This is a genomic window from Pseudomonas sp. GW822-FHT02D10, assembly GCF_058802345.1.
Map to the genome: position 1 here is coordinate 1 of NZ_JBXAOB010000027.1, position 26,686 is coordinate 26,686.

At 59.5% G+C, this 26,686-nt stretch carries 27 protein-coding genes and 2 pseudogenes; 11 read left to right on the forward strand and 18 right to left on the reverse strand.

Features of this window, described 5'->3' with window-relative positions:
- Positions 1-183: 183 nt before the first annotated feature.
- From AC1RPZ_RS26365 to AC1RPZ_RS26385, 5 genes and pseudogenes are all read right to left on the reverse strand, one after another.
- Entirely contained in the window at positions 184-537 is a 354-nt protein-coding gene (locus AC1RPZ_RS26365; RefSeq protein WP_493140713.1) for a DUF1493 family protein, read from the reverse strand.
- An 88-nt stretch (positions 538-625) separates the two neighbouring features.
- A pseudogene (locus AC1RPZ_RS26370) lies at positions 626-781 on the reverse strand (YhfG family protein); the annotation flags it as partial.
- Between the two features lie 110 nt (positions 782-891).
- Complete coding sequence (locus AC1RPZ_RS26375) at positions 892-1,188, reverse strand: hypothetical protein (RefSeq protein WP_493140715.1); 297 nt, start codon at positions 1,186-1,188, stop codon at positions 892-894.
- Positions 1,189-1,357: 169 nt separating this feature from the next.
- Complete coding sequence (locus tag AC1RPZ_RS26380; protein WP_493140716.1) at positions 1,358-1,540, reverse strand: antitoxin PaaA2 family protein; 183 nt, start codon at positions 1,538-1,540, stop codon at positions 1,358-1,360.
- Positions 1,541-1,545: 5 nt separating this feature from the next.
- Positions 1,546-1,827 (reverse strand): hypothetical protein, encoded by a 282-nt coding sequence (locus AC1RPZ_RS26385; protein WP_493140717.1) that lies wholly within the window; start codon positions 1,825-1,827, stop codon positions 1,546-1,548.
- Between the two features lie 433 nt (positions 1,828-2,260).
- On the opposite strand from AC1RPZ_RS26385, the gene AC1RPZ_RS26390 reads away from it, so the two are divergent.
- Both AC1RPZ_RS26390 and AC1RPZ_RS26395 read left to right on the forward strand, forming a co-directional pair.
- Positions 2,261-4,195: a RecQ family ATP-dependent DNA helicase gene (locus AC1RPZ_RS26390; RefSeq protein WP_493140719.1), complete on the forward strand. Its 1,935-nt coding sequence runs from the start codon at positions 2,261-2,263 to the stop codon at positions 4,193-4,195.
- A 92-nt stretch (positions 4,196-4,287) separates the two neighbouring features.
- Positions 4,288-4,719 carry an acyl-CoA thioesterase gene (locus AC1RPZ_RS26395; RefSeq protein ID WP_493140720.1) on the forward strand — a complete coding sequence of 144 codons (432 nt, stop codon included), beginning with the start codon at positions 4,288-4,290 and terminating at the stop codon, positions 4,717-4,719.
- Between the two features lie 64 nt (positions 4,720-4,783).
- On the opposite strand, the gene AC1RPZ_RS26400 is transcribed toward AC1RPZ_RS26395, so the two are convergent.
- The 5 genes from AC1RPZ_RS26400 to yrfG all read right to left on the reverse strand — a co-directional run bounded on the left by AC1RPZ_RS26400 (position 4,784) and on the right by yrfG (position 10,472).
- A complete protein-coding gene (locus AC1RPZ_RS26400) occupies positions 4,784-5,272 on the reverse strand; it encodes a glycine zipper domain-containing protein (RefSeq protein ID WP_493140721.1) in 489 nt (162 codons plus the stop codon).
- A 361-nt stretch (positions 5,273-5,633) separates the two neighbouring features.
- Positions 5,634-7,982: an FdhF/YdeP family oxidoreductase gene (locus AC1RPZ_RS26405; protein ID WP_493140723.1), complete on the reverse strand. Its 2,349-nt coding sequence runs from the start codon at positions 7,980-7,982 to the stop codon at positions 5,634-5,636.
- Positions 7,979-8,818 carry a formate dehydrogenase accessory sulfurtransferase FdhD gene (fdhD, locus tag AC1RPZ_RS26410; protein WP_493140724.1) on the reverse strand — a complete coding sequence of 280 codons (840 nt, stop codon included), beginning with the start codon at positions 8,816-8,818 and terminating at the stop codon, positions 7,979-7,981. The genes AC1RPZ_RS26405 and fdhD overlap by 4 nt, the downstream gene beginning before the upstream one ends.
- 95 nt (positions 8,819-8,913) lie before the next feature.
- Positions 8,914-9,801 (reverse strand): LysR family transcriptional regulator, encoded by an 888-nt coding sequence (locus tag AC1RPZ_RS26415; protein ID WP_493140725.1) that lies wholly within the window; start codon positions 9,799-9,801, stop codon positions 8,914-8,916.
- A 2-nt stretch (positions 9,802-9,803) separates the two neighbouring features.
- Positions 9,804-10,472, reverse strand: a complete 669-nt coding sequence (yrfG, locus tag AC1RPZ_RS26420; protein ID WP_493140727.1) for a GMP/IMP nucleotidase — start codon at positions 10,470-10,472, stop codon at positions 9,804-9,806.
- An 88-nt stretch (positions 10,473-10,560) separates the two neighbouring features.
- Here yrfG and nudE point away from each other — a divergent pair, with 88 nt between their 5' ends.
- Positions 10,561-11,127 (forward strand): ADP compounds hydrolase NudE, encoded by a 567-nt coding sequence (gene nudE, locus AC1RPZ_RS26425; RefSeq protein WP_493140729.1) that lies wholly within the window; start codon positions 10,561-10,563, stop codon positions 11,125-11,127.
- On the forward strand, positions 11,124-11,960 hold the full coding sequence (gene cysQ, locus AC1RPZ_RS26430) for a 3'(2'),5'-bisphosphate nucleotidase CysQ (RefSeq protein ID WP_493140731.1): 837 nt from the start codon (positions 11,124-11,126) through the stop codon (positions 11,958-11,960). Before nudE ends, cysQ begins: the two co-directional genes overlap by 4 nt.
- A 27-nt stretch (positions 11,961-11,987) precedes the next feature.
- On the opposite strand, the gene AC1RPZ_RS26435 is transcribed toward cysQ, so the two are convergent.
- From AC1RPZ_RS26435 to AC1RPZ_RS26465, 7 genes are all read right to left on the reverse strand, one after another.
- A complete protein-coding gene (locus AC1RPZ_RS26435; RefSeq protein ID WP_493140733.1) occupies positions 11,988-12,443 on the reverse strand; it encodes a YiiD C-terminal domain-containing protein in 456 nt (151 codons plus the stop codon).
- Positions 12,444-12,493: 50 nt separating this feature from the next.
- On the reverse strand, positions 12,494-13,891 hold the full coding sequence (locus AC1RPZ_RS26440) for a sigma-54-dependent transcriptional regulator (protein WP_493140735.1): 1,398 nt from the start codon (positions 13,889-13,891) through the stop codon (positions 12,494-12,496).
- A complete protein-coding gene (locus AC1RPZ_RS26445; RefSeq protein ID WP_493140737.1) occupies positions 13,888-15,696 on the reverse strand; it encodes a sensor histidine kinase in 1,809 nt (602 codons plus the stop codon). The genes AC1RPZ_RS26440 and AC1RPZ_RS26445 overlap by 4 nt, the downstream gene beginning before the upstream one ends.
- A 92-nt stretch (positions 15,697-15,788) precedes the next feature.
- On the reverse strand, positions 15,789-16,334 hold the full coding sequence (rfbC, locus tag AC1RPZ_RS26450) for a dTDP-4-dehydrorhamnose 3,5-epimerase (RefSeq protein ID WP_493140738.1): 546 nt from the start codon (positions 16,332-16,334) through the stop codon (positions 15,789-15,791).
- A gap of 171 nt (positions 16,335-16,505) precedes the next feature.
- A complete protein-coding gene (locus AC1RPZ_RS26455; RefSeq protein WP_493140740.1) occupies positions 16,506-17,120 on the reverse strand; it encodes a DUF3916 domain-containing protein in 615 nt (204 codons plus the stop codon).
- A gap of 69 nt (positions 17,121-17,189) precedes the next feature.
- Entirely contained in the window at positions 17,190-17,414 is a 225-nt protein-coding gene (locus AC1RPZ_RS26460; RefSeq protein ID WP_493140742.1) for a DUF7683 domain-containing protein, read from the reverse strand.
- Positions 17,411-18,547, reverse strand: coding sequence for a colicin E3/pyocin S6 family cytotoxin (locus AC1RPZ_RS26465; RefSeq protein WP_493140744.1), 1,137 nt, complete (start codon positions 18,545-18,547; stop codon positions 17,411-17,413). Before AC1RPZ_RS26465 ends, AC1RPZ_RS26460 begins: the two co-directional genes overlap by 4 nt.
- Positions 18,548-18,764: 217 nt before the next feature.
- Between AC1RPZ_RS26465 and AC1RPZ_RS26470 the strand changes: the two genes are divergently transcribed.
- The 5 genes from AC1RPZ_RS26470 (at position 18,765) to AC1RPZ_RS26490 (ending at position 25,354) form a co-directional block, all read left to right on the forward strand.
- A complete protein-coding gene (locus AC1RPZ_RS26470) occupies positions 18,765-21,677 on the forward strand; it encodes an aminotransferase (protein WP_493140746.1) in 2,913 nt (970 codons plus the stop codon).
- A 318-nt stretch (positions 21,678-21,995) separates the two neighbouring features.
- Entirely contained in the window at positions 21,996-22,874 is an 879-nt protein-coding gene (aguB, locus tag AC1RPZ_RS26475) for an N-carbamoylputrescine amidase (protein WP_493140747.1), read from the forward strand.
- Between the two features lie 5 nt (positions 22,875-22,879).
- Complete coding sequence (gene aguA, locus AC1RPZ_RS26480; protein ID WP_493140749.1) at positions 22,880-23,986, forward strand: agmatine deiminase; 1,107 nt, start codon at positions 22,880-22,882, stop codon at positions 23,984-23,986.
- Between the two features lie 244 nt (positions 23,987-24,230).
- Complete coding sequence (locus AC1RPZ_RS26485; protein ID WP_493140751.1) at positions 24,231-24,443, forward strand: hypothetical protein; 213 nt, start codon at positions 24,231-24,233, stop codon at positions 24,441-24,443.
- A 215-nt stretch (positions 24,444-24,658) separates the two neighbouring features.
- A complete protein-coding gene (locus AC1RPZ_RS26490; RefSeq protein WP_493140753.1) occupies positions 24,659-25,354 on the forward strand; it encodes a DsbA family protein in 696 nt (231 codons plus the stop codon).
- Between the two features lie 158 nt (positions 25,355-25,512).
- Here the strand turns inward: AC1RPZ_RS26490 and AC1RPZ_RS26495 are convergent.
- Positions 25,513-25,647 (reverse strand): annotated as a pseudogene (locus AC1RPZ_RS26495) (DUF3077 domain-containing protein); the annotation flags it as partial.
- Positions 25,648-25,858: 211 nt separating this feature from the next.
- On the opposite strand from AC1RPZ_RS26495, the gene AC1RPZ_RS26500 reads away from it, so the two are divergent.
- The gene (locus AC1RPZ_RS26500) at positions 25,859-26,257 is read left to right on the forward strand and encodes a carboxymuconolactone decarboxylase family protein (protein WP_123424036.1); all 399 of its coding nucleotides are present in this window, start codon (positions 25,859-25,861) and stop codon (positions 26,255-26,257) included.
- A gap of 43 nt (positions 26,258-26,300) precedes the next feature.
- On the forward strand, positions 26,301-26,546 hold the full coding sequence (locus tag AC1RPZ_RS26505; protein WP_493140754.1) for a hypothetical protein: 246 nt from the start codon (positions 26,301-26,303) through the stop codon (positions 26,544-26,546).
- Positions 26,547-26,686 lie beyond the last annotated feature (140 nt).

Here is a 26,686-nt window from a genome sequence, read left to right on the forward strand (position 1 = left end):
CTGCCCACATCGCTTTAGTCACCTTGACTGGAGTTTTGGGGGATTTTAAACGAAGACCTTGAAAGGGCTGGCCCTTAGGGGCGGCTTTTTTGTGAGCGCAATTCAGGCCAGCGGAGACAGAACTACCAATATTCCAGCTGAAAAGGCGCTAAACGGCCAGAATAATGGCACTTGTGGTGTCGGCTAGATGCCTTCCAAATCCTGTGTATTCCACTGCTGCACCTTGATGGCTTGGTAGAGCATGCCGATGGTCAGCGGGACTTTGTCGCCACGTCCCTTCGCTCGACGCTTGAGGAACACGTCAAAGCCTTCCGGTTGGAAGTAGCGATAGGCGTCGTAGTCGATGAAGTCGATGGCGAACTGTTCTTCCAGGGTTTCCATCAGGTGCCGAGCGTCTGATCCGTCGCAGCCGAGGTCGAAATTGATCGAGGTGGTGAGGCTGATGGTTTTGCGTTCGGGCAGGCCGAGTTCTTCGTGCAGTAGCTGCATGAGCAGGTGCATGGCGTGGTCGTCGGGGAAGTTGGGGGCGAGGTTCATTGCGGGGCGTCCGGTTGGGCTTAGGCGGATCTTATTGGCCGTCGGGCTTGGGGGGAAGGGCGGAAACAGAGGTTGGAGGTTCGTATTGTCGATACTTTGCGAGCATTTCTTGTCGTGTAGGAAGTGGTTTGTCGAGGTCTGCCTGTGACGTGTCGAATCCGGCGAGGCGTAGGCTGGCCAAGTAGTTGGAGCGGCGGACTTTTTCGTAATGCGCTTGTTTTTGTTTGAAGGTTAATTTGCTCATGACGGTGGTCTCGATGCTGCTGTTTCTCACTTATGCCTGAAAGCACGCGGTGTCTTCTTCGCAGGCAAGCCAGCCCCACAGGAACGTGGCGTGCCTGCGAGTGGGGTGTGTCAGGTGGGTGCTTTCCAGTTCAGCATGCGTTGCTGGGCGACCTGGAGCAGGTCGCGGCCGTCTTGAGTCAGCAGGTACAGGGCGTGGGTGATATGCGGGATATCTTTGACGTCGCCGTGTTTGAAGCATTGGCAGTGCAAGGTTTCGAGCAGGTCGCTGGAGGCGCGGATGCGTTGCAGGGCGGCTTCGAGGATGTCTTGCGGGTCGGCTTCTGTGTCGATGATCAGAACCGGGGTGTCGGTGAAGTTGGTTTTTAATGGGCGGTAGCGATCTACAAACGGATTTAATGTGGTCATTGAGGAGCGCCTCTATTTAAGGGAAATATGTGCCTCTCTTCCGGGTGACCAAGCCCGAGCCGCTGATTTGGCAGCGACAGTCACGACTATAGGTGCGCTGCGCAGGCTGGCGAAAGGCGACAAAGAGCACGAGATTGTAGGACGGGGACGAAGATTGGTAAGGCCGTGGCTATCGGTCTGTTCGCCGACGTAGGACGTCTCGTTTTTCAGCCATAAAACGCTTGGCTTCGTCATCTTCAATGCTGGGCCGAGGGTCGTCGATGCTGGCTTGGACTTTTTCCCTGAACCATGCGTCGTAGGCAGCATGGTCGATGGTGATTTGTGTCTCTATGGGCTTGCTGGGATTGACCATGTTTTTCACCTTGTCATCCGCTGCCGAGCCACCTCAAGCAAATCACTCCCATCCTGAGTCAGCAGATAAAGCGCATTGACGATATTCGGAATGTCTTTCACATCCGCTTGTTTGAAGCACAGGCAATAAAGCGTTTCGAGCAGGTCGCTGGAGGCGCGGATGCGTTGTCGGGCGGCGTCCAGAATGGCGTGAGGATTGGCCTCGGTGTCGATGACCAGAACCGGCGTGTCGCTGTAGCTGGTTTTGAGCGGGTGATAACGGTTGTTTGATGGATCGGGCGGGTTCATTGAGGGGATCCTTTAGGAAGTCGCTCCAGCTAGCCGACACACGGGTTTAGCCGCGCCGCAAACTATAGAACCCCACTCCAAAGCCTCGCAAGACAGCCCGAATGGACAGGTTGTGTAGGGCGTTTACTGGCCGTTGAGCCTTTGGCCTACAAGGTTTGCGAGGTTTTTTCAGCGGCTGTCCAAATAGGTCGAATTTCCCACGCGCTTGTCAGGCGTGGTGGATAGAGCCGTAGTAGTACGTGCGCCAGACTGTGTAGGGCATTTCGTGATCTTCGACCCACATTTGAACGCCATCAACCACGGAATTGCGTCACGGGCCGTGCACCGTTCTCCCTGTATCATCCCGTATCCTTTTTGCGCCCGACCTTTTCTCGACGCGTTGCTTTAGCCGGCTAGGCTTTCGGCATGGCAGCCGTCAACGGAGTGACAGCTTATGCACAACACCCTCGAACAGGTCTTTGGTTATCCACAGTTCCGGCCCGGCCAGGAGGTGGCGGTCAGTGCGGTGTTGGCCGGGCGCTCGGCGGCGGCTATTTTTCCGACCGGCTCCGGCAAGTCCTTGTGCTATCAGTTGCCGGCCTTGTTGCTGCCGCACCTGACGCTGGTGGTGTCGCCCTTGCTGGCGCTGATGCAGGACCAATTGGCGTTCTTGCAGCGCCATGGCATTGCGGCGGCGAGTATCGATTCGGCGCAGAGCCGCGATGACGCCAACGCGGTGATGGCGCGGGCCAGGTCCGGCGAGTTGAAGATCCTGATGATTTCCGTGGAGCGCCTGAAGAACGAGCGCTTTCGCAACTTTTTGCAGCAGGTGCCGATCTCGTTGCTGGTGGTGGACGAGGCGCACTGTATCTCCGAATGGGGCCACAACTTCAGGCCGGACTATTTGAAACTGCCGGACTACCAGCGCCAGTTCAACATCCCGCAAACCTTGCTGCTGACGGCCACCGCAACGCCCAAGGTGATCGCCGACATGCAGGCGAAATTCGCCATCGCCGCGGAAGATGTGGTGACTACCGGTTTCTATCGGCCCAACCTGAATTTGCTGGTTGAGCCGGTGCGGGGGCAGGACAAGCGCCGGCGTCTGGTGGCGTGGATGGGCCAGCGTGCCGGGCAGCCGAGCATTGTCTACGTGACCTTGCAGAAAACCGCCGAGCAGATTGCCCAGCACCTGAGTCAAAACGGTCTTCAGGCCGAGGCCTATCACGCCGGTTTGCCCCACGAACAACGGGAAGCGATTCAGCGCCGGTTCATGGGCGGGCAGTCCAATTGCATTGTCGCCACCATCGCCTTCGGCATGGGCATCGACAAGAGCGATATCCGCAACGTGGTGCATTTCGACTTGCCGAAATCCATCGAAAACTACAGTCAGGAGATCGGTCGCGCCGGACGTGACGGGCAACCTTCCGACTGTTTGGTGTTGGCCAACCGCGACAGCCTCAATGTGTTGGAAAACTTCGTTTACGGCGACACGCCGGAGCTGGATGGCATCCGCTGTGTGCTCGACGAACTGCAAGCGGCCGCGTCGGATGGACAATGGGAGTTTTTGTTGGGGCCACTGGCCGACCAGAGCAATATTCGCCAACTGCCGCTCAAGACCTTGCTGGTGCAGCTTGAACTCAAAGGGTTGATCGCACCGCGTTACGCCTACTTTGCCGAATACCGTTTCAAGTTCCTGCTGGAACCTGAGGCCTTGCTGGCGCGTTTCGAGGGTGAGCGACGGGATTTCGTCGCGGCGATCATCCAGACCTCCAGCCGTGCGCGAACCTGGGCGACGGTGAATTTCGAGGTGCTGTATCAACAACATCAGGCCGAGCGCAACCGGGTGGTCAAGGCGCTGGATTACTTCCAGGAGAAGGGCTGGGTCGAACTTGAAAGCAAGCAGATGACCGAGGTCTACAGCCTGCTGATGACGGACTTCGATGCCCAGGTGTTGAGCGCCCAGTTGCATGGCTATTTCACGCAACATGAACGCACCGAAATCGCGCGGATCCACGCGATGCTCGATTTGTTCGCCACTGAGCGCTGCCTGGGGTATCGATTGGCGCAGTACTTCGGCGACGAAAACGCGCCACAGCAGTGTGGGCATTGCTCGGTGTGTCATGGGCAGGTTGCCCGTCTGCCGGAACCGCCAGAGCTGCCAGCGCTTGTGGATAAAAACTTCGAGGCGCTGTGTGGCGACTTTATCCACAGGCACAAGGCGCATAACGGCAATGTACCGGGTGCGGAACGGCTGACACGGTTCTTGTGCGGTATCAGCGTGCCGCTGTTTACCAAGCTCAAGGCTCGGGCGATTCCGGGGTTTGCGGCGCTGGAGGATTATCCGTATGCCGAGGTGCGTGAGTGGGCCGGGGCGAATCTGACTGACTGAACTGTCACTCGTGTGGGAGCGGGCTTGCTCGCGAAGTACGATAACGCGGTTTTCGCCTTAGACTGGCTGTTCAATTCCAGGAACCGACACTGATGTCCAATCCGATGTCCCAGCGCTCCGACTACCGCCACTTCCAGCCGATCATCACCCGCTGGCACGACAACGATGTCTACGGGCATGTGAATAACGTGACCTACTACAGCTTCTTCGACACGGCGGTGAACACCTACCTGATCGAAGTCGGCGGTTTGGATATTCACGACGGTGAGGTAGTGGGGTTCGTGGTGAGTTCGGCGTGCGATTACTTCGCCTCGATCGCTTTTCCCGAGCGTATTGAAATCGGTTTGCGGGTGGGCAAGTTGGGCAACAGCTCGGTTCAGTACGAACTGGCGGTGTTCAAGGGCGGGGAAGAAGACGCCTGCGCGGCAGGACGCTTTGTGCATGTGTTTGTGGATCGGGCCTCGAATCAACCCGTGGCGATTCCTGGCGGGTTGCGCGGGGCGTTGGAGCGGTTGCTGGTGTGAAACGAAAAATCGCAGCCCGAGGGCTGCGATTTTTTGGAATCTCTTTCGTGATGCCAATCAGCGATTAGTCGCGATCACGATAGTAGTGGTGATGCTTGCGATGGCCATAAGCATGGCCACGACCGCGGTGGTCATCATCGTCATCATCGCGGTAGTAACGGCGGCCATCATGCCCGCGACGGTCGTCGTCATAGCTGCTGTTGCCCATATGGTTACCCAGCGCGCCGCCCACGCCACCGCCGGCTGCCGAGCCGATCAGGCTGCCTGTGGTGCCGCCCATGCTGCGGCCGACCACGTTACCGCCCGCTGCGCCGAGCGCACCACCGATGGCCGCTTCGCCACGGCTGCGTCTGTCGGCACCTACGGCACTACCACCGGCGCCGCCCAGGGCCGCACCAATGGTCGAACCGGTATTGCCGCCCAGCGATTGACCAACCACTGAGCCAAGTACCCCGCCCAATGCGCCGCCAACACCTGCCTCGGCGGTGCCACCGGCAGACGCGGCGCCACTGATCAGGCCAAGGGACAACAAGAGAATCGAGGAGAACTTCATGAGAGGAGCCTCAAAGGGATGACGGCGCGATCCTGAGGCTGTGTCGTGATGGTTACAATCGAAATCCGACGAGTAACACGACTTGTGCATAATTTGCTAAGTTATTGTTTTATAGACGGAACTTAATGGATTTTCGCTGGTCTTTAGCTACTTCGGACAGGCCGCTTTTATGCAAAAGCGGCCTTTTTTGTGGGCGTTTGAAATGCCGATACCTGTGTTGCATGGTCGGACGTCATCGCGAGCAGGCTCGCTCCCACAGGGGGTCTTTGCCGAACACAAAGGCTGTGCTCACTGAAGATCAAATGTGGGAGCAGCCGGTCGACGTTCGACTGCTCGCGATGAGGCCGGACCAGACGCCGCCTTAAGCCGACCTGGCCATGATCAACCCGGTCTCGCTCGCCGCTTCCAAACGGATTGCAACGAACTTCGAGGTCGGTGTGTGGCTGCCGTCACCGGTGCTTTCCAGCGGCACCAGCGGGTTCACTTCCGGGTAATACGCGGCGGCTTGTCCGGCGGGAATGTCGAACGCCAGCAAGGTGAAGCCTTTGACGCGGCGCTCACGGCTGTCATCCCAGATCGACACGATATCGGCCTTCTGCCCTGGTTTGAAGCCCAGGCGAATGATGTCGGCTTCGTTGACGAACAGCACGTCACGCTGGCCCTTGACCCCACGATAGCGGTCGTCGAGACCATAAATGGTGGTGTTGTACTGATCGTGAGAGCGCATCGATTGCATGATCAGGTCCGGTATCTGCCCAGTGGCGCGGGTGCGTTCATGCACCAGATCGGCCGGCAGGATGTTCGGGCGGAAATTGGCGCGGCCGGTCGAAGTGTTCCAGTGGCGAGCCCCTGCGCTGTTGCCCAGGTAGAAGCCGCCCGGGTTCTCGATTTTCTGGTTGAAGTCCTTGAAGCCTGGAACGGTGTCGGCAATCAGCTCGCGAATGCGGCGGTAGTCGGCCACCAGCCAGTTCCAGTCGACAGGCCTGGAACCCAGGGTCGCTGCAGCGATACCGGCGATGATCGACGGCTCCGAGCGCATCTGTTTCGACAGCGGCTGCAGTTGGCCGTTAGAGGCGTGAACCATGCTGAACGAGTCTTCCACGGTCACCGCTTGCGCGCCTTCGGTTTGCAAGTCGATGTCGGTGCGGCCCAGGCACGGCAGGATCAGCGCTTCTTTACCGTGCGCCAGATGGCTGCGGTTGAGCTTGGTGCTGATCTGCACGGTGAGGTCGCAATTGCTCAGGGCCTGGAAGGTTCGTGGGCTGTCCGGCGTGGCTTGGGCGAAGTTTCCGCCCAGACCGATGAAGACCTTCGAGCGGCCGTCGAGCATCGCGTGGATGGCTTCGACCACGTTGTGACCATTCGCTCGCGGCACCTTGAACTGGAAGCGGCGTTCCAAGGCATCGAGGAAGAACGCCGGTGGGCGTTCGTTGATGCCCATGGTCCGGTCGCCTTGCACGTTGCTGTGCCCGCGCACCGGGCACAGGCCCGCGCCCGGCCGGCCGATGTTGCCGCGCAGCAGCATCAGGTTGGCGATTTCCTGGATGGTCGGCACCGAGTGCCGGTGCTGGGTAATGCCCATGGCCCAGCACATGATCACGTTCTTGCCTTTGGCGTACATGCGCGCGGCTTGCTCGATCTCTTCCAGGGTCAGCCCGGACTGCTCGACGATCTGCTCCCACGAGGTGTCGTCGATCTCGCCCAGGTAGTCAAGCACGCTGGCGGTGTGTTCGTTGAGGAAGTCGTGGTCGAACACCGATGGCGCGTCGGTTTGCTGCGCCTCACGCTCCCATTGCAGCAGGAACTTGGCCATGCCGCGCAGCAGCGCCATGTCACCGCCCAACGCTGGACGGAAGTACGCGGTGTTGGTCGGCTTGTCACCGTTGGTGAGCATTTCGATCGGGTGCTGCGGGTGCTGGAAACGTTCCAGGCCGCGTTCTTTAAGCGGGTTGATGCACACCACCTGAGCGCCGCGTTTCACTGCTTCGCGCAGCGGTTCGAGCATCCTTGGATGGTTGGTGCCGGGGTTCTGGCCCCAGACGAAAATCGCGTCGGCGTGTTCGAAGTCGTCGAAGGTCACGGTGCCTTTGCCGACGCCAATACTTTGCGCCATGGCCACACCGCTGGCCTCGTGGCACATGTTCGAGCAGTCAGGGAAGTTGTTGGTGCCGAACGCGCGGACGAACAATTGATAGAGATACGCCGCTTCGTTGCTGGCGCGGCCCGAGGTGTAGAACTCGGCCTGATCCGGGCTCGACAGGTTCCGCAGGTGTGTGCCGATCAGCGTGAAGGCCGCTTCCCAGCTGATGGGAGTGTAACGGTCGGTCTCGGCGTCGTAGCTCATCGGCTCGGTCAGCCGGCCTTGGTACTCGAGCCAGTAGTCGCTTTGTTTCAGCAGCGAGTTGACGCTGTGTTTGGCGAAGAACGCGGCATCGACCCGGCGCTTGGTAGCTTCCCAGTTGACCGCCTTGGCGCCGTTCTCGCAGAACATCACCATGCCCTTTTCCGGTGAATCGCCCCAGGCGCAACCGGGGCAGTCGAAGCCGCCGTTCTGGTTGGTCTTGAGCATTATGCGGAGGTTTTTCAGCGCGTTATCGCTGGTCAACCAGGCCTGGGCGACGCTGATCAGCGCGCCCCAGCCACCGGCTGGGCCTTTGTAGGGCTTGTAGCGGGGGACGGGTTTCTGGTCGGCTTGACGATGTTGACTCACGCTTGGTTCTCCGTCGCAGGGCTGTAGACCCGCGGCGCACTTTTTTGCGGCAGGTGAATGAGATTGAGGTTGTGCCGGCGCGCCCATTGCAGGGCCAGGCCGGTGGGCGACGACAGGCTAACCAAAGTCTGGATGCCGGCGCGCAACACTTTCTGGATCAGTTCGAGGCTGCAACGGCTGGTGACAATCACCAGTCCGCCCGTCGTCGGGATGTTCTGGCGGATCAGCGCGCCAATCAGCTTGTCGAGCGCGTTGTGTCGGCCGATGTCTTCACGGCCCAGCAGCAACTCACCCTGGTCGTTCATGAACACAGCGGCATGCACTGCGCCGCTATGCTGACCCAACGGCTGAAATTCACTGATGCGCTGGCGCAGGCCTTCAAGCCATTGCGCGGGAGGTAATGGCGCGCCGGGTAATACGTTGAGTTGCGGCAAGGCTTGCTCGACCGCTTCGACGCCACACAGCCCGCAACCGCTGGTGCCGGCCAGTTGCCGGCGTTGCTGCTTGAGGTTCCAGAATGCGCGGCTGGCAATGTTCACCTGCGCGTACTGCGCCGAGCCGGATCCGCTGAGTTGCAAGTCGTAAATGTCCGAAGCAGACTCGATGATGCCGCTACCGAGGCTGAAGCCGACGATGAAGTCTTCCAGGTCGCTCGGGGTGACCAGCATCACCGCCTGGCTGATGCCGTTGTAGGCAATCGCCAACGCCACTTCCTCGGCGAGCGCGGTGCTGGCTGATTCGCTGTGGTCGAGGTTGCAATACTGATAGTTCTGACTGGCGGCGGGCGCGGGCGTTTCTAGGGCGGGCGTCCCGCAAACCGGACGCTTGGCTTTCATGGGGGCAATACCGGCGGTTTATCCAGCCTTAAGCCTAGGCGCGTCAATGTGTCACGTCTAATCGCTAATACTGATCTGCCGATAGATGGCGTCGATCAAGCGTCCTTCAGTGATTTCTGATAGACCGCGAAACAGGCCTCAGCCAATGCCGAGCGCGGCGCACTGCGGCGCATGATCAGCCCCAGTCGGCCAAGGGTTTGCGCATTTTCAATCGGTTGCAGGCGCAAGTCTTCGGTCAGCGCTTCGAGTCCGCCTTCCAGTGGCATTACCGCGCAGCACAGGCCACCGTGCACGGCTTGTAACAATTGATGGACTGCATCGGTCTGCAACAGTGGCTGCGGGCTGAGGCCACGGCTGTGGAAGTTGTGGTCGATGGACTGGCGAAAGTGCATGCCGCTGGTGAGCATGCCCAGGGGCAGCTCGATCAGTGCCTCCCAGCTCAAGGGTTTTTCACCAAAGCTGAAAAAGCGCTGGTCGTAGAGCAAGCCCATGCGGGTTTCGCTGAAGGTCAGTGAGTCGAAGCGTTCGCTGTCGAGGCGCTCAAGGTAGGACACGCCGAGGTCCAGGCGATTGTTCGCCAGTTGTTCGAGGATCTGCTCGGAACTCAAGGCCGACAGTTCGAAGCGCAGGTTCGGGTGTTCGCGATGCAGCTGCTGCATCAGCGGCAGTGGGTCGAAACTCGACAGCGGGACCACACCCAGACGCAAGGTGCCGACCAGGTTGCCACGACAGGCCGCAGCCTCGGCCTGCAAACCGTCACAGGCCGCCAGCACGGTGCGCGCCCAGGCCAGCACCCGCTCGCCCGGCGCGGTGAACCCTTCGAAGCGCTGGCCGCGATTGACCAACGGCAGGTCGAGTTCTTCTTCAAGGCTGCGCAAGCGCATCGACAGGGTTGGCTGAGTGATGTGGCAACGCGCAGCGGCCTGGCCGAAGTGCCGGGTTTCGTCGAGGGCGATGAGGAATTTCAGCTGTTTAATGTCCATATTTACCCCGTCAGCCCTTCAATCAACTCCTGATAATCCCCTACCGCCATAAACTCGGCCGTATCTTTCGGTGCTTTGCGGCTGTCCGGTTGGCTCACGGCCAACAGATGCGCCACGCCAAAGTCCCGTGCGCTGCGCAGGATCGGCAAGGTGTCGTCGATAAACAGGCAGCGGCGTGGGTCGAAGTCGATGTCTGCGCGCAAGGCATCCCAGAATTGCGGGTTTTCCTTGGCGAAACCGTAATCGTGGGAGCTGATCAATCGTTCGAAATAGGGCGCAAGCTCGACTCTTTCCAGCTTCAGTGACAACGAGTCGCGGTGGGCGTTGGTGATCAATACCACGCGTTTACCGGCCTGTTTGATCGCCGCCAGAAAGGTATCGGCGTCCGGGCGCAGTGCAATCAGATGAGCGGTTTCGAGTTTCAACTCGCGCACCGGCAGCTTCAGCTCGGCGCTCCAGAAGTCCAGGCAATACCACTGCAACTGACCGGCGTTACGCTCGAACAGCGGCTGCAATTCCAGCTCCGCCATGGCCCGGCTGACACCGTGCAGCTCGGCATAGCGCTGGGGCAGGTGCTCCATCCAGAAATGGTTGTCGTAGTGCAGGTCCAGCAGCGTGCCGTCCATATCCAGCAGAACGGTATCGATGTCGCGCCAGGGCAGTGATGGCATTGAAAACTTCTCCAGCGGTAAAAAGATATCCGACATAAACAATCAAGAAAGGCCGGGTATAGTAACGCGTTCATGCCAAGGAGCCGCCATGCGCCAGAAACCCGAAGTATTAGCCCGCGAGATCGTCGCCACCAGCCGCTTGTTCTGCGTTGAAGAGGTGCAACTGCGCTTCTCCAATGGCGTCGAGCGCACCTATGAGCGATTGGTCGGCAAGGGTGCCGGGTATGGCGCGGTGATGATCGTGGCGATGCTCGACTCCGACCACGCGGTGCTGGTCGAAGAATACTGCGGCGGAACCGATGCCTATGAAATGTCGCTGCCCAAGGGCCTGATCGAACCTGGCGAGGATGTGTTGGCGGCGGCCGAGCGCGAGCTCAAGGAAGAGGCCGGTTTTGGCGCGCGGCAACTGGAACATCTGACCGAGCTGTCGTTGTCGCCCGGTTACATGAGCCAGAAGATTCAGGTGGTGTTGGCGACTGACTTGTACGAAGAACGCCTTGAAGGTGACGAGCCGGAGCCGATGCGGGTGGATCGGGTCAATCTGCGAGAGTTGGCAGCGCTGGCGCAGAACCCGCAGTTCACCGAAGGCCGCGCCTTGGCGGCGTTGTATCTGGCCCGTGATCTATTGATCCAGCGTGGAGTGTTTCAACCGTGAGTGACTTTCCCCAGGTTCATCCTTTGCTGGCGCCCGTGGTTGAGCTGGCGCTGAAGGCCGGAGAGGTCATCCTGCCGTTCTGGCGCACAGGCACGGATGTGACCACCAAGGCTGACGACTCTCCGGTCACCGCGGCCGATCTGGCCGCTCATCATCTGATTCTGGCAGGGCTGACGGCCCTTGATCCGAGCATCCCGGTGCTCTCGGAAGAAGACGCCAACATCCCGCAGGCCGTACGTGCCGGTTGGCAGCGCTGGTGGCTGGTCGACCCGCTGGATGGCACCAAGGAGTTCATTTCCGGCAGTGAGGAGTTCACCGTCAACATCGCGTTGATCGAACAAGGGCGTGTGGTGTTCGGCGTGGTGTCGATGCCGACCAACGGCCGCTGCTACTTCGGTGGTGCCGGGCTGGGTGCCTGGCGTGCTGACAAGGATGCTGCGCCGCTGCCGATTCAGGTCCGTGACGTGCCACCTGCGGGTGAAGCGTTCACCGTCGTTGCCAGCCGTCGACATTCAAGCCCTGAGCAGGAGCGGTTGCTGGCCGGGTTGAGTGACAGTCTGGGTGAACTGCAACTGGCCAATATCGGCAGTTCGCTGAAGTTCTGTTTGTTGGCGGAAGGCGCGGCGGATTGTTATCCACGCTTGGCGCCGACGTCGCAATGGGACACCGCCGCTGCGCAAGGTGTACTCGAAGGTGCGGGTGGTGAGGTGCTGGAGTTAAGCGGTGAGCCGTTCAGCTATCCAGCGCGCGAGTCGTTGCTGAATTCGTTCTTCCTGGCGCTGCCGGCCAAAGCCGCGTGGCGCGAGAAACTATTGGAACTCGCTCGCTCCTGAGCTGATTGTTCCCACGCTCTACAGAGTTTACCGGTGCAACACATACTGCCCGGTAAACGTCACCGCATCCTCATCGCTGTCGGCATTCACGACCTGCGTATGCAATGTCAACCGCGCCCGGCCGTAACGCTGGTACATGGTCAGAAACTTCTTCCACACCGCCGCACTCGGCGCTGCGCAAAGGGCGACCGCATCGCGGGTGACCGGCAGCGGATAGCTGATCCGGCCTTCTTGAATCACGATGTGCCCGTCCTCGACGCCTTCTTCGCGCAGGCGCAAATGCAGCCAGCCCCAACCTGCCAACACCGCGCCACAGTAAAGGCTGCCGCCAAACATGGTGCTCTTGTGATTGACGTTGGCCTCCAGCGGCAGGTGCAGGCGCAATTGCTGGTCGTGCCAGTCGAGCACCTTGAGGCCCATGTCCCGCGTGAGGGGAATGTCGCGGTGGAGGACGGATTCCAGATGACGACTGTCGCGGTTCATGTACGGGCCTCGGGATTTTGAACGCTTATGTGAAGGTTAGTCGGCACGGCTCAATCGAGCTCGTCGGCATGGCTATTGGCGCCAGCGCCATCGGCAAAGCTCAAGCCGTGTTTGCGCAGTTTGTCATGCAGGGTTTTGCGTGGAACGCCCAGCGCTTCAGCGACGCTGCGCAGTGAGCTGTGAGAGCGCGCCAGTTCGGCGGCGATCAGGTTCTTTTCGAAGTTCTCCACCTGCTCACTCAGATTACCGCTGAACTCTGCAGTGAGTGGCACAGGACTGCCATCTGGAGCGCTGTTGTCCAGCGCCAGTTCCAGGCCCAGCGCGAAACGTTCGGCGGCGTTTTGCAGTTCACGGACATTACCCGGCCAGGTATGGCGCAGCAGCAGGGCCCGTTGTCCGGGTTGCAGTTCGTGGGGCGGCAGGCCGTGGCGTTCGCTGGCTTCGTTGGCGAAGTGCTGGAACAGCATCAGCGCGTCTTCGCCCCGTTCGCGCAACGGTGGAATGCGCAGCGGGGCGACGTTCAGGCGGTAGTACAAGTCAGCGCGGAAGCGCCCCTGATCCGCCGATTGGCGCAGGTCTTCCTTGGTCGCGGCGATGATCCGGATATCCAGCGGGATCAGTTGATTGCCGCCCAAACGCTCGACCACTCGCTCTTGCAGCAAGCGCAGCAGTTTTACCTGCACGTCCAGGCTCATGCTTTCGATTTCATCGAGGAACAGCGTGCCACCGTTGGCGAATTCGAATTTGCCGATGCGGCGTTTTTGCGCACCGGTGAAGGCGCCGGGTTCGTGGCCGAACAGTTCGCTTTCGACCACCGATTCGGCCAGCGCCCCGGCGTTGATTGCCACAAACGGGCCATTGCGGCGGTTCGACAGGTCGTGCAGGGCGCGGGCCACCACTTCCTTGCCGGCACCGGTTTCACCGAGGATCAGCACGTCGGCCTTGGTCGGCGCCAAGGCGCCGATCTGTTCGCGCAGGCGCAGCATCGGCGCCGATTGTCCGACCAGTCGCGTGCTGAGTTGATTACGATCACTCAAGGCCAGGCGCAGGCTGCGGTTATCCAGTACCAACTGGCGCAGGGCCAGGGCGCGGCGCACGCTGTCGAGCAACGCATCGCTGGCGAACGGTTTTTCGAGGAAGTCATAAGCGCCGGCACGCATCGCCTGCACCGCCAGCGGCACGTCGCCGTGACCGGTGATCAGCAACACCGGCAGCTCTGGGTCCTGGGCTTGCAGTTCGCTTAACAGTTCGAGGCCATCCATGCCCGGCATACGGATGTCGCTGACCACCACACCCGGCCAGTCGCGCTCAAGGCGCGAGGCCAGGCCCTTGGCTTCGGCCAATGGGAGGATTTTCAGACCCGCGAGGTCCAGCGTCTGGCTCAGGGCCTGACGCAGATGCGGATCGTCGTCGATCAACACCACTTGAATCCGATTGTCGATGCTCATTCACTGCGGTCCTCGGACGGTTGCAGACTGACACCGGGTGCGCCCGCGCGCAGCCGCAGGGTGATCAGGGCGCCGCCTTCCTTGTGGTTGGCGAACGACAGTTCACCGCCGAAGGCGCGCATCAGGGTGTCGCAGATGGCCAACCCCAGCCCAAGGCCCTGAGTGCGGGTCTTGGTGGTGTAGAAGGGTTCGCCGGCGCGGCCGAGGGCTTCCATGCAGAACCCCGGGCCGTTATCGCGAATGTACAGGTTGACGCCGTCGGCGGTGGATTCGGCACTCAACCAGAGTTTACGTGGCGGGCCTTTTTCGGTCAGGGCGTCGAGGGCGTTGGCCAGCAGGTTGCCGAGCACCTGGCGCAGTCGGGTTTCGCCGGCCTCGACCCACAGCGTGGCGGCCGGTAGATCACGGATCAGTTCGACTTCCATTGCCCGCCTGCGCTTGGCCAGCAACGCCAGTGCATCGTCCAGTGCCGGTTGCAGCGCGACACTTTCCGGCGCGTGACGGTCGCGACGGGCGAAGGCGCGCAGGTGGGCGATGATCGAGGCCATGCGCCCGGTCAGTTCGCTGATCAGTTTCAGGTTACCGCGTGCATCGTCGGTGCGCTGATGGTCGAGCAGCACTTCGGCGTTTTCCGCATAGCTGCGAATGGCCGCCAGCGGTTGATTGAGCTCGTGGCTGATGCTCGCTGACATAGTGCCCAGCGCCGAGAGTTTGCCGGCCTGGACCAGATCATCCTGGGCGCGCACCAGTTCCTGTTGCGCCTGTTCGCGTTCCAGCACTTCCTGCTTGAGGCGACGGTTGAGGCCTTCGAGATCGCTGGTTCTTTCGGCGACGCGCGCTTCCAGTTCGTGGCGGGTTTTGGCCTCGAAGGCGATGCGCTGCAGGTAGTGACGACGGCGTTGCATCAGCAGCCCCAGCAGCAACATCAACACCAACAACGCGGCCCCGCCGATGGCCACCACCGTGCGCACCGGGCGGTCGATCAGGGTTCTGGGGGCGAGGATGCTGACGCTCCAGCCGGTTTCTTCGATTTGCTGAGTCTGGGTCAGCCACGCGTCTGGATTGAGGTTCAGGGGTTGCGGATCACGAGTCGGGTAGGGCTGGACGGCGGTGATCGCCTGGCGTTCTTCGTCACTCAGCGGGCGGGTCGCCTTGAAGCGCCAATCTGCGCGTGAGGTAATGATGACCACGCCGTTGTGGTCGGTCAGCAGTAGTTGCTCCGGCGTTTTGCCCCAAAGGCTTTCGGTGTGGTCGAGGTCGACCTTGATCACCAGCACACCGATGATTTGTTCGCCGTCGCGCACGGCGGCGGCAAAGAAATAGCCGCGTTTGGCCGACGTCGTGCCCAGGCCGAAAAAGCGCCCGAGACGACCTTGCATGGCTTCGCTGAAATACGGCCGGAAGGCAAAGTCGCGCCCGACAAAACTGTCGTGTTTGTCCCAGTTGGAGGCCGCCAGGGTCTTGCCGTGGGTGTCCATCAGGTACATGACTTCGGCGCCAGTCTGGGCGCGGATGTCCTTGAGCAGGCGATTGGCGTTGTCGGTGGCCAGCGGCTGCTGTGGCGCGGCGAGAACGGCACGCAGGGCCGGCAGATCACCGAGGATCTGCGGCAAGACTTCATAACGGTGCAGCGTCCCCAGCAGGTTGGCGACGTAGAGGTCCAGTGTCTGGCGGTTTTGCCCCGCCAGCTCACTACGGTAATAACGCTCGGCCAAGTGCTGCAGTGGCCACAACAATGGCGCCAGGCACAGAGCGAGCAGGGCCAGGCTGCGCCAGCGGGGTCTGCGGGGGAGAGGTGGAGTCATGAGCATTGGGCGCCTGAAAGGTACAGGCGCATTATGCCTAGGCTTGTAGGGCAAGACACTCAGGCGATGCGAGGCATCAGCCGCTGATTGGCTCAGGCGAAAACGTCGGCGTCCTTGAGCAGTTTGCCTGCCTGGTCCTTGGCCGACAGCTGCGGCGCTTCGCTGAGTTGCCAGTCGATGGCCAATGCCGGGTCGTCCCAGCGAATGCAGCGCTCGGCCGATGGGGTGTAGTAGTCGGTGGTTTTGTAGAGGAACTCGGCGAAGTCACTCAGCACTACAAAACCGTGGGCGAAACCTTCCGGTATCCAGAGTTGACGGTTGTTCTCAGCCGAAAGGCGTACGGCGATCGACTTTCCAAAGTGAGGCGAACTGCGGCGGATGTCCACTGCCACGTCGAGCACTTCACCGGCGATGACACGCACCAGTTTCCCCTGGGTATTTTCCAGTTGGTAATGCAAACCGCGCAGTACACCTTTTTGCGAGCGGGAATGGTTGTCTTGCACGAACGTTGTATTCAGACCCGTCGCGGCCTCGAAAGCCTTGGCGTTGAAGCTTTCGTAAAAGAAGCCGCGCTCGTCACCAAATACCTTCGGCTCGATGATCAGAACACCGGGCAGGTCGGTAGTGACTACATTCATGGGGTTTCTCCAGCAATCGTGAATTTGTGGTGATGGACGACATTCTTGCTCAAAGCAGTGGTCGGCGCGAGCAGTTCCACGTCAGGCGGTCAGATCCTTGAGATCGCTGTTGGCCAGTCGCTGGCTTTGATAGCTGCCTGCGGCCGAACATTCGCCCAAAAATGAAATGTCCTAGCTGAAAAGCCCAGGGTTTTCTGCGCGGAAAGTTTTAAAGGTTTTGTATCTCCAGCGCTCTTTCTCGGAGCCATCATCCGCTTCATCGACTTCGCCGAAGTACCAATGCTCGGACTCAAACTTTTGTCCGTCTTCATCTTCGTGGATGAAGTGGAAGCCGGCCTCGTTCATTCCGGCAGGGAGTAGTAAGTCCCATTCGACGGCCAGGCTTCTGTCGGTGATGCGGGTTTGGCAAAACTGGTCGTAGTCGAACGGTAATACATGACCGCGATAACGACTCATGTCGGTGAAAATGCAGATTTCGCTGGAAAACATGTCAGGTGTGATGATTGACGCGACTATTCGGCAGTTGATGGTGTCTTCGGGTCTGGCCTGGAGCAGGTGATGGGCTGCATTGATGAGTTGTTGAGCGCATTCCCTTTGAATGGCGAAAGTGGTTTGTTTACCTTCAACCAAGGTTTCCAGGACCGGAATTTTCCGGTTTGTGTAGCCTTGTTCCACGGGAAGTTCGTCCGGGAAGTAACCTTCGTAGCTGGCCGCCCAGGCAGCAAGGGCGCGAAGGCGGCGTGGGATGTTGCGGACTTTTTTGTCTGAGAATGCAATTCGGCGCATGAGTAGTTATTACCAAACGTAGTGTTTATTAGGTGCGAAGCGTTTCAACCAAGGTCCGGTAAGCGGTCTTTACGCGTCACAAGATAGATAGAGCTCAACATTCTTTGGCAGGGATTGTGAAATCAGCCTCTCAATGCTGCTTATTTGTTGAGCAGTGAGTTTGTAGTCATAGATGCAGTCGCTCTCATTTTCCCAATCCATAACAGACTGGAGTTCAGCTGCGGTCACGTTGAGTTCGATCTCTGCCGAAATTGAGTCGCTACCGTACGGCACCACTAGAATTAAATGTTTCATGGCTCTATCCATCTTTTTGGGTCAGCGTCTTTGGTACGTTCCCCGGTAATCGGGTCGAACTCGCCAAGATGTTTTCCACGTTTGGTGTATTTCTCTACTTTGCCCCGTTCGAAGTCCCACTCGTAGATATAGCTATGAGGCTCCTTCCAGCGTGGTCGAAGCCCGCCGCCCCCTCGAATCGATGTTTTAGGTGGGGCACGAACTGCGTCAGGGAATGCAGGTAGAAATGTAGGTTTTGGATGGTATTGGTGATCACCAGGCCGAACACTAACCACCACATAAAGCGGCCGCACCCCCGAGTCCGCCGGGAACACCAGGATGAAATCCTGATACTCCGGTGGGTAAATCGGGTTTACCAGAATGCTGTTGCTCGCCTCGGTGGGCGGGTGGACCCAGAGGGTCGGTGCTTGCGGGGCGGCTTCCAGGGCGGGGATGCCGAGGGTGTCGGCGGGGTCGATGGCCGGGGTCCAGATCAGTTCCAGACCTTCGCCGAATACGGCGACCTGTTGGGTTCCGCGTGCCTGGAACTGGATAACCGGGATTCGTTGCCAGTCGGCGTTTTTGCCGGTGTAGAAGCCGTAGCCCTTGAGGGTGCCGTCAGCCTGTTGCTCGATGTTCAGGCGAACCCGTGAGTTGGCGTGTTCGAGTGAACGCAGTTGTTCGTCGGTATAGAGCGCGCTGTCGCCGAGTTCGGACGGCCAGATGAGCGCCACGATGCCGGTCAGCAGACCGGCCGTTACCGTCCCACCGACCACCGCCGTAGTTGCGCTGATGGAAGAACCTGCCAGCGCCATGGCACCCATACCCGCCGGCAATGCGCTGCCGCTGATTTTCTTCAACGGTACGGCGCCGGAGCTGTTGGCCTCTCGGCCACCCAATAGCGCGTAGTGACCGTAATCCTTCAACGAATCCAGCGGCACGAAACCGGACGGGTTGGCGTAGTTGATGATGCCGTCCGGCAATTTGCAGGACTTGGCGAAGACGCAACCGAGCGGCGTGCCCGGCGTAGTTTTGGGCGACGGGATATCGGGCAGATCAACGATGGGCGGATACAGGTTTGGCGATGGCGGCGGCTGCAAAATACGGCGGCGCAGCTGTTCTTTGTACGTCAGTGGGTATGAGCGTTCTGGCATGTGCGGCGGGCTTCCCTGTCCAAGGAGGGCAGCCTAGTGGCGTGAGAAAGCGCTTAACATTCCTCGAGTTCGCCACGCTGCGTGGGAAAGTTCGCCGCCGTGTGGCGTAGCTTGAAAGCACCCACCCCTATCGATCACTGACCGGTCTAAGGGGGGTTGCGTATCGCAGTCAGCAGTGGCGATATAGACGCCTTATAAAAATTCCAGGGGTCGTTGTATGTTGCTCGCCACGTTGATTCACCGCGCCAGTCTGTCCGGCCCGCAAGTCACCGCGCAGCAGGCGCTGGAGCTGCTGCGCGAGCATTACGGCCTGGGCGGGACGCTGCAGTCGTTGGGCAGCCAGCAGGATCTCAACTATCGGCTCGACAGCGATCAGGGTCGTTTCGTTCTGAAGATCTGCCGTGGTGACTATGCCGCGCTGGAACTGCAAGCCCAACACGCGGCACTCAAGCACCTGGGCGCCCAGCCAGGGCTGCATGTGCCACGGGTGATCCCGGCGAAAAACGGTGAAGACCTGCTGACCCTGGAACTTGCCGGTCAATCACTTCACGTGCGCTTGCTCGACTACATCGAAGGTCAATCGCTGACCCACCTCAAACACCTTGGCCATGAACTGGTCGCCGGCCTCGGCCAGCTCTGTGGCGAAATGGACCTGGCGCTGGCCGGGTTCGAGCATCCGGGGCTTGAGCGCACGTTGCAGTGGAACGCCCGGCACGCCAATGCATTGATCAACCACCTGCTGCCAGTGATTGCCGACGAGCGGCAGCGAGCGTTGATCGCCGAGGTTGCGCAACAGGCCGAACGACGTTTGCAGCCACTGGCGGCGAAGTTGCCGGTGCAAGCCATTCACATGGACATCACTGACGACAACGTGGTTTGGCAACGGGATCAGCAACGTCACTGGCAGTTGCAGGGCGTCATCGATTTTGGCGATCTGATTCGTACCTGGCGCATTACTGATTTGTCGGTCACCTGCGCCGCGCTGTTGCACCATGCCGATGGCGATCCGCTGTGCATTCTGCCAGCGGTGCAGGCTTACCACGCGGTCAATCCGCTGAAGCACGAAGAGTTGCAGGCGCTGTGGCCGATGATCGTCGCGCGTGCGGCGGTGCTGGTGCTCAGCGGTGAGCAGCAGGTCAGCATCGATCCGCAGAATCAGTACAGCCGCGACAATCTGAACCACGAGTGGGAGATCTTCCGCGTCGCGACCTCGGTGCCGTTTGAGCTGATGGAAGCGGCCATTCTTGTGGCCGTCGGCCAGTCACTGCCGGCGATTGCCAGTCAGGGTTTTGCGCCATTGTTGCCGAGCCTGGTGGGCCGCGAGTTTGCCTTGATCGACCTGGGTACCCTGAGTCCGCATTTCGAAGCGGGTAATTGGGAGCAGGACGGCATTGACCAACGTCTGTTGGTTGAAGCAGCGGCAACCCATGGTTTGGCGGCCAGTCGTTATGGGCAATACCGTTTATCGCGGACACGTCCAGACAGCGCCGTCGAGCCGGACACTTGTCCGCTGCACGTCGACTTGCGGGTGCCACACGGAACGACAGTGGAGGCGCCCTTTGCCGGTGTCGTGCACCTCGCCACGGACGGTCGTTTGCAACTCGACAGTGCACAATTGAGCGTGCGTCTGTGGGGCGTTACCCCATCGCTTCACGCCGGTGCGGCCGTGCTCAAAGGGCAGGTGCTGGGTGAAGTCAGCGGCGCGTTGCGGGTTCAACTCAGCCGTGGTGCCGAATTGAATCCGCCGCTGTTTTGCACGCCGTCCCGCGCACCGGCCTGGCAGGCATTGTGCCCATCGCCAGCGGCGCTGTTGGGGCTGGCCTGCGACGCGGAGGCTGAACTCGATCCGCAAACGTTGCTGGCTCGGCGTGAAGCGAGTTTTGCCCGTTCGCAAAAACACTATTACGTCGACCCGCCACGCATTGAGCGTGGCTGGCGCAATCACTTGATCGACATGCAGGGCCGCTCCTACCTGGACATGCTCAACAACGTTGCGGTGCTCGGTCACGGTCACCCGCGCATGGCGGCCGAGGCCAGCCGTCAGTGGTCGTTGCTCAACACCAACTCGCGTTTCCACTACGCGGCCATCGCCGAGTTTTCCGAGCGTTTGCTGGCGCTGGCACCGGACTCGATGGATCGGGTGTTCCTGGTCAACAGCGGCACCGAGGCCAATGACCTGGCGATTCGCCTGGCGTGGGCCTACAGCGGCGGTCGTGACATGCTCAGCGTGCTTGAGGCCTATCACGGCTGGTCGGTGGCTGCCGACGCGGTGTCGACCTCGATCGCCGATAACCCCAAAGCCCTCAGTAGCCGCCCGGACTGGGTGCATCCGGTGACTGCGCCGAATACCTATCGCGGTGAGTTCCGTGGTCTCGACAGTACAGCGGACTACGTGCGCAGCGTCGAACATAATCTGGCGAAAATTGCCGGGCAGAAGCGGCAATTGGCGGGTTTTATCTGCGAGCCGGTGTATGGCAACGCCGGTGGGATCTCGTTGCCACCGGGATATCTGAAACAGGTTTACGCGCGGGTCCGCGCCCAGGGTGGCGTGTGCATCGCCGACGAAGTGCAGGTGGGTTACGGCCGCATGGGCAAGTTCTTCTGGGGCTTCGAAGAGCAAGGCGTGGTGCCGGACATCATCACCATGGCCAAAGGCATGGGCAACGGCCAGCCATTGGGCGCGGTCATTACCCGGCGTGAAATCGCCGAAGCGCTGGAAGCCGAAGGTTATTTCTTCTCCTCGGCGGGTGGTAGCCCGGTCAGTTGCCGCATCGGCATGGCGGTGCTGGATGTGATGAAGGAAGAGAAACTCTGGGAAAACGCCCAGGTTGTTGGCGGGTATTTCAAGGAGCGGCTTGAGGCGTTGATCGACCGCCATCCATTGGTGGGCGCGGTGCATGGCTCAGGTTTCTATCTGGGGGTAGAGCTGATTCGCAACCGCGAAACCCTGGAGCCGGCCACGGAAGAAACCACGGCGTTGTGCGACCGCTTGCGCGAGTTGGGGATTTTCATGCAGCCGACCGGCGATTACCTGAACATCCTCAAGATCAAACCGCCAATGGTGACCTCGCGACACAGCGTGGATTTCTTTGTCGATACCCTGTCGAAGGTGCTGGACGAGGGGCTCTAAACACATCCCCCCTTGTGGGAGCGAGCTCGCTCGCGATGAGGCTGGTACATCCAACATTAATGTTGACCGTCAGACCGCCATCGTCGGAACGCCGCCCGGAGCAAGCTCGCTCCCACAGGGATTGCGTTTAAATTCGATTGATATCGGGTTTGGATGAAGTATTTTCGATTGGTTGATGTTTTATAGCTTTTAAAGTCGATTTTTATCGGTTATAAAGTCGTCTAACGCCACGGTGCGAATCGCCACGCCTGGCCGTTCCCATTTCTGTCATCGGTCGATGCCACAATCGACCCACTGCACCCGCCCGGGAGATGATTCATGAGCCGTATCGTTACTGTCGCCGCTACCCAGATGGCCTGTTCCTGGGACCTTGAAGCCAACATCGAGACCGCTGAGAAGCTGGTCCGTGAGGCGGCAGCCAAAGGCGCACAGATCATCCTGATTCAGGAGCTGTTCGAGACCCCGTACTTCTGCCAGAAACCGAACCCGGACTACCTGCAACTGGCCACCACCGCTTCCGAAAACGTGGCCATCAAGCACTTCCAGAAAGTCGCCAAAGAATTGCAAGTCGTTCTGCCAATCAGCTTCTTTGAACTGGCAGGCCGCGCACGTTTCAACAGCATCGCAATCATCGATGCCGATGGCAGCAACCTCGGAATTTATCGTAAAAGCCACATCCCGGACGGTCCTGGCTACCACGAAAAGTACTACTTCAACCCAGGCGATACCGGCTTCAAAGTCTGGAACACCCGTTACGCGAAAATCGGCGTAGGCATCTGCTGGGATCAGTGGTTCCCGGAGTGCGCCCGCAGCATGGCGTTGCAAGGCGCGGAAATCCTGTTCTACCCAACCGCCATCGGCAGCGAACCGCACGACAAGACCATTTCGTCCCGCGACCACTGGCAGCGCGTTCAACAAGGCCATGCCGGCGCCAACCTGATGCCGCTGATCGCCAGCAACCGCATTGGCAATGAAGAACAGGACGGCTACGACATCACCTTCTACGGCTCGTCGTTCATCGCCAACCAGTTTGGCGAAAAGGTTCAGGAACTCAACGAAACCGAAGAAGGCGTACTGGTTCAGAGCTTCGACCTCGACGAACTGGAGCACATCCGCAGTGCCTGGGGTTCGTTCCGTGACCGTCGCCCGAACCTGTACGGCGCAATCAAAACCCTCGACGGTTCCCTGGAGTCCTGATCGCCATGACCACTTTGCACAGCACCCCTCGCGCCGATAGTTTTTACATGCCCGCCGAGTGGGCGACTCAGACCCAGACCTGGATGGTCTGGCCGGAGCGCCCGGACAACTGGCGCCTGGGTGGCAAGCCGGCGCAGGCCGCTCACGTTGCGGTGGCCAAGGCCATCGCGCGTTTTGAACCGGTGACCGTTGCCGTATCGGCGGCCCAGTACGAAAACGCCCGGGCACGTCTGGACGTGCCGAATATTCGCCTCGTCGAGATGTCCAGCGACGACGCCTGGGTCCGTGATACCGGCCCGACGTTCGTCATCGACAACAGCGGCGACGTCCGTGGTGTCGACTGGGACTTCAACGCCTGGGGCGGCTTCGATGGCGGTCTGTATTCGCCGTGGAATCGTGACTCGCAGGTGGCCGGCAAGATCCTCGAGATCGAGCGCAGTCCGCGTTACCGCACCGAGGGCTTCGTGCTCGAAGGCGGTTCGATTCACGTCGATGGCGAAGGCACGCTGATCACTACCGAAGAGTGCCTGTTGAACCGCAATCGCAATCCGCACATGAACCGTGCCGATATCGAAGCGGTGCTCAGCGCACAGCTGGCTGTGGATAAAATCATCTGGCTGCCGGACGGTTTGTTCAACGACGAAACAGACGGCCATGTGGATAACTTCTGCTGCTATGTCCGTCCCGGTGAAGTGTTGTTGGCCTGGACCGACGACCCGCAGGATCCGAACTTCCCGCGTTGCCAGGCGGCGATGAACGTGCTGCAAAGCAGCAAAGACGCCAAGGGCCGCCCATTCACGGTGCACAAAATGCCGATTCCGGGGCCGCTTTACGCGACCGAGGAAGAATGCGCCGGTGTCGACCCTGTGGACGGTACGCAGGAGCGTAACCCTTCGGTGCGCCTGGCCGGCTCCTACGTGAACTTCCTGATCGTCAACGGCGGCATCATTGCGCCGAGCTTTGACGATCCACTGGACGCTCAGGCCAGGGAAATCCTCCAGAACCTGTTTCCACAGCACGAAGTGGTGATGGTGCCAGGGCGTGAACTGTTACTGGGGGGTGGCAATATCCATTGCCTTACCCAACAACAGCCGGCGCCGCACAAAGGTTGAGTGAGGTTGTAACAGCTGTTGTCACCTGAAGGTCGGCAGAGGCGATAGATCCAATCGCTAGACCCGCATCAAGCCCGCAGCCCGTCAGGACTGCGGGCTTTTTTGTACTAACGTTCAAACAATTCGACACATTGGCACAGCTCTTGTATCTGTCCGGGGGTCATTCACGGACGTGTAGAACTGCGATGTTCTGTCATAAACGTTGGATAAGTTAGCCGCTCACGTACCGGGAGAGAGCGCTGAAATGAACGCCGAAATGAACGTGGTCAGCGAGCGGGCATCCCATCCCTTGGCAATGAATAGCGAATCGCTCCAGGTTCTGGCGCACTGGTTGAAGTCCAATGGAACGCGTCAGATCAGAGAACCTGATCCGCGCCGGATGATGATCGAGCGCTACCCCGCTGGTTTATTCAGCGAGGCGGAACTGGAAGCGTTGTGGGATGTGATGGAAGGATAAGAAAACAAAGGATTGGTAAAAGCGCTGCCCGGATGGCAGCGCTTTTTTTTTGCCTTTAGAAACGGTAAATCCCGGTTTCGTCCAGCCAGCAGTGACCCCAGCCCCCCATTCGACCGATCTGCGAAACAGACTAAAAACCATAACGGCGTTTTTCCCTCTTCGTCAGAGCAGTAGTCTGCCGGCATCGAATTCCTACGACTTTGCTGGAGCTTTCCATGTCTACCGCGACCCTTCATTACATCTACGATCCACTGTGCGGCTGGTGCTACGGTGCCAAGCCTTTGGTGCAAGCGGCACAGGCCGTTTTACCGGTGATCGCCCATGGCGGCGGCATGATGGCCGGTGCTAACCGACAGACGGTTTCGCCTCAACTGCGCGACTACGTGATACCCCATGACCGCCGCATCGCCGAGTACACCGGGCAGCCGTTTGGCGAGGCGTATTTTGAAGGCTTGCTGCGCGATTACACTGCGGTGTTCGATTCGGCGCCGCCGATTGCTGCCGTGCTGGCTGCTGAGCAACTCGCCGGACGTGGGTTGGAACTGCTGGGGTGTTTGCAGAGCGCGCACTACGTGGAAGGTCGGCGGATTGCCGATGAAGCGGTGTTGCTGGAACTCGCCGTGTCGATTGGCATGGAAGCAGAATCTTTCAAACGCGAGTTCAAGGACGCATTGGCGAACGCAACCCAAGGTCACATCAAGAAAAGTCGCGCCTTGTTGGCGCAGGTGGGTGGCCAGGGCTTCCCGACACTGGCGCTGGAACAGGACGGTCAATTCACCCTGGTCGACATGGGTCCATGGCTTGGCAAACCCAAAGCGTTTGCGGCCTGGTTGAGCCAATCGGTCGTCACCCAGCCGGGCGAATCCACTTCCCCGGTTCAGGCGTGTGGCCTGGACGGTTGCGCTCACTAATCTCATCGAAGTCCGTGTGTTTGTGGATTACCCGATCAACATTTTCTGATGATCGGTTGAGTGGTTAAATCACTGAAAAAAAACCGACTGGTTCGCAATGCTGTTTACTCAAGCCATTGACCGGATTCTTTTGACTTCGGTTCTACGGCGAAATCCAAGAAAAATGCCGCTCTCCCATTCCGGGGTAAGAGGTGAAGCAAATCGGAAACGTGAGACAAGGCTTCGCGGATCGGGACGCCGCTGTTGACGCGGAAGAGGGCTTGGTCGGAGCAGGTGAAGGAGGCATTGGAAATGGGTGATGAGCCCCCCCGCCAAGTTTGATAACTCCAGGTACTTAGTGGCACGTCATTGCGCCAAAAAAATCTAAACCCATCCTATTGTTTCTACGATGTTTAAGAATTCATTGCTGGAGTCGACCTGCTGCTGGCTCTGGCATGGCTGCCAGCGAACTAAACTAGTTGTACCTCTGAAGCAGATGTCTCCAGAGAGGTAAGGAGGTGCCAAATGGCCATTCGTGATACCTATCGGGAAATTGAACAGACCCTGGGTCAGGTACCGGAGTGGATTAAGCAGATGCCGGAAGGCGGAGCGAGCGGATTCTGGGCCGTGGCCCGGGACTTCTGGCTGGCGGATACCAAGATTCCTAATAAGTACAAGGAGTTAATAGGTCTGGCAGTGTCTGGGGCGACCCGTTGTAAGTATTGCGCCCTGTTCCATACAGAAGCCGCGCGCTTGTTTGGCGCGAGCGACGAGGAAATTTCCGAAGCCAGCTTTATGGGGTCGCTGACCATGATGGGCAGCACCTTTATTAACGCCCAGCAGATCGACTACGAGCAGTTCCGGCAGGAAACGCTGAGTATCATCCGGTATGTCAAAGATCACTCGCAACCCAAAGCCGCTTAAGCCGTTGCGCGAACCTGCCCTTCGCCAGCTGACGAAGGATAAGTTGATTGCAATCACCGGCGATGGTCCTAGGACCACCGCTCGGTGGCAAGCGGCTGTGCTGCGAGCCATCAGCGAACTCATGCACTACAGCGATACCGCCCGCGAAGAAAACCAGGACCTGCGCATTCCCTTCGCCAAAGCACTCCACGACCTCTATGGGGGACAGAAGTCCGACGCCGAATTGACGGAAATGGTGTTGCTGATGCTGGAGGTGGAAACCGCGCCTTTTCTTGGCAAAGGGTCCTAGGCGGGAGCGCGGGTCACTAAGACCTGCTTTTCCAATCCCCGGAAACAACAAAGCCCTCGCATTGCTGCGAGGGCTTTATTTTGTATGGTGCCGGCACCAGACGAACGGTATGTTTCGGGGAGACTAGGTTTTTCGGGTGT

Coding starts and splice junctions, on each gene's coding strand:
- AC1RPZ_RS26365 (WP_493140713.1), bottom strand. CDS start 537: ATGAACCTCGCCCCCAACTTCCCCGACGACCACGCCATGCACCTGCTC.
- AC1RPZ_RS26375 (WP_493140715.1), bottom strand. CDS start 1,188: ATGACCACATTAAATCCGTTTGTAGATCGCTACCGCCCATTAAAAACC.
- AC1RPZ_RS26380 (WP_493140716.1), bottom strand. CDS start 1,540: ATGGTCAATCCCAGCAAGCCCATAGAGACACAAATCACCATCGACCAT.
- AC1RPZ_RS26385 (WP_493140717.1), bottom strand. CDS start 1,827: ATGAACCCGCCCGATCCATCAAACAACCGTTATCACCCGCTCAAAACC.
- AC1RPZ_RS26390 (WP_493140719.1), top strand. CDS start 2,261: ATGCACAACACCCTCGAACAGGTCTTTGGTTATCCACAGTTCCGGCCC.
- AC1RPZ_RS26395 (WP_493140720.1), top strand. CDS start 4,288: ATGTCCAATCCGATGTCCCAGCGCTCCGACTACCGCCACTTCCAGCCG.
- AC1RPZ_RS26400 (WP_493140721.1), bottom strand. CDS start 5,272: ATGAAGTTCTCCTCGATTCTCTTGTTGTCCCTTGGCCTGATCAGTGGC.
- fdhD (WP_493140724.1), bottom strand. CDS start 8,818: ATGAAAGCCAAGCGTCCGGTTTGCGGGACGCCCGCCCTAGAAACGCCC.
- AC1RPZ_RS26415 (WP_493140725.1), bottom strand. CDS start 9,801: ATGGACATTAAACAGCTGAAATTCCTCATCGCCCTCGACGAAACCCGG.
- yrfG (WP_493140727.1), bottom strand. CDS start 10,472: ATGCCATCACTGCCCTGGCGCGACATCGATACCGTTCTGCTGGATATG.
- nudE (WP_493140729.1), top strand. CDS start 10,561: ATGCGCCAGAAACCCGAAGTATTAGCCCGCGAGATCGTCGCCACCAGC.
- AC1RPZ_RS26435 (WP_493140733.1), bottom strand. CDS start 12,443: ATGAACCGCGACAGTCGTCATCTGGAATCCGTCCTCCACCGCGACATT.
- AC1RPZ_RS26440 (WP_493140735.1), bottom strand. CDS start 13,891: ATGAGCATCGACAATCGGATTCAAGTGGTGTTGATCGACGACGATCCG.
- AC1RPZ_RS26445 (WP_493140737.1), bottom strand. CDS start 15,696: ATGACTCCACCTCTCCCCCGCAGACCCCGCTGGCGCAGCCTGGCCCTG.
- rfbC (WP_493140738.1), bottom strand. CDS start 16,334: ATGAATGTAGTCACTACCGACCTGCCCGGTGTTCTGATCATCGAGCCG.
- AC1RPZ_RS26455 (WP_493140740.1), bottom strand. CDS start 17,120: ATGCGCCGAATTGCATTCTCAGACAAAAAAGTCCGCAACATCCCACGC.
- AC1RPZ_RS26460 (WP_493140742.1), bottom strand. CDS start 17,414: ATGAAACATTTAATTCTAGTGGTGCCGTACGGTAGCGACTCAATTTCG.
- AC1RPZ_RS26465 (WP_493140744.1), bottom strand. CDS start 18,547: ATGCCAGAACGCTCATACCCACTGACGTACAAAGAACAGCTGCGCCGC.
- AC1RPZ_RS26470 (WP_493140746.1), top strand. CDS start 18,765: ATGTTGCTCGCCACGTTGATTCACCGCGCCAGTCTGTCCGGCCCGCAA.
- aguB (WP_493140747.1), top strand. CDS start 21,996: ATGAGCCGTATCGTTACTGTCGCCGCTACCCAGATGGCCTGTTCCTGG.
- aguA (WP_493140749.1), top strand. CDS start 22,880: ATGACCACTTTGCACAGCACCCCTCGCGCCGATAGTTTTTACATGCCC.
- AC1RPZ_RS26485 (WP_493140751.1), top strand. CDS start 24,231: ATGAACGCCGAAATGAACGTGGTCAGCGAGCGGGCATCCCATCCCTTG.
- AC1RPZ_RS26490 (WP_493140753.1), top strand. CDS start 24,659: ATGTCTACCGCGACCCTTCATTACATCTACGATCCACTGTGCGGCTGG.
- AC1RPZ_RS26500 (WP_123424036.1), top strand. CDS start 25,859: ATGGCCATTCGTGATACCTATCGGGAAATTGAACAGACCCTGGGTCAG.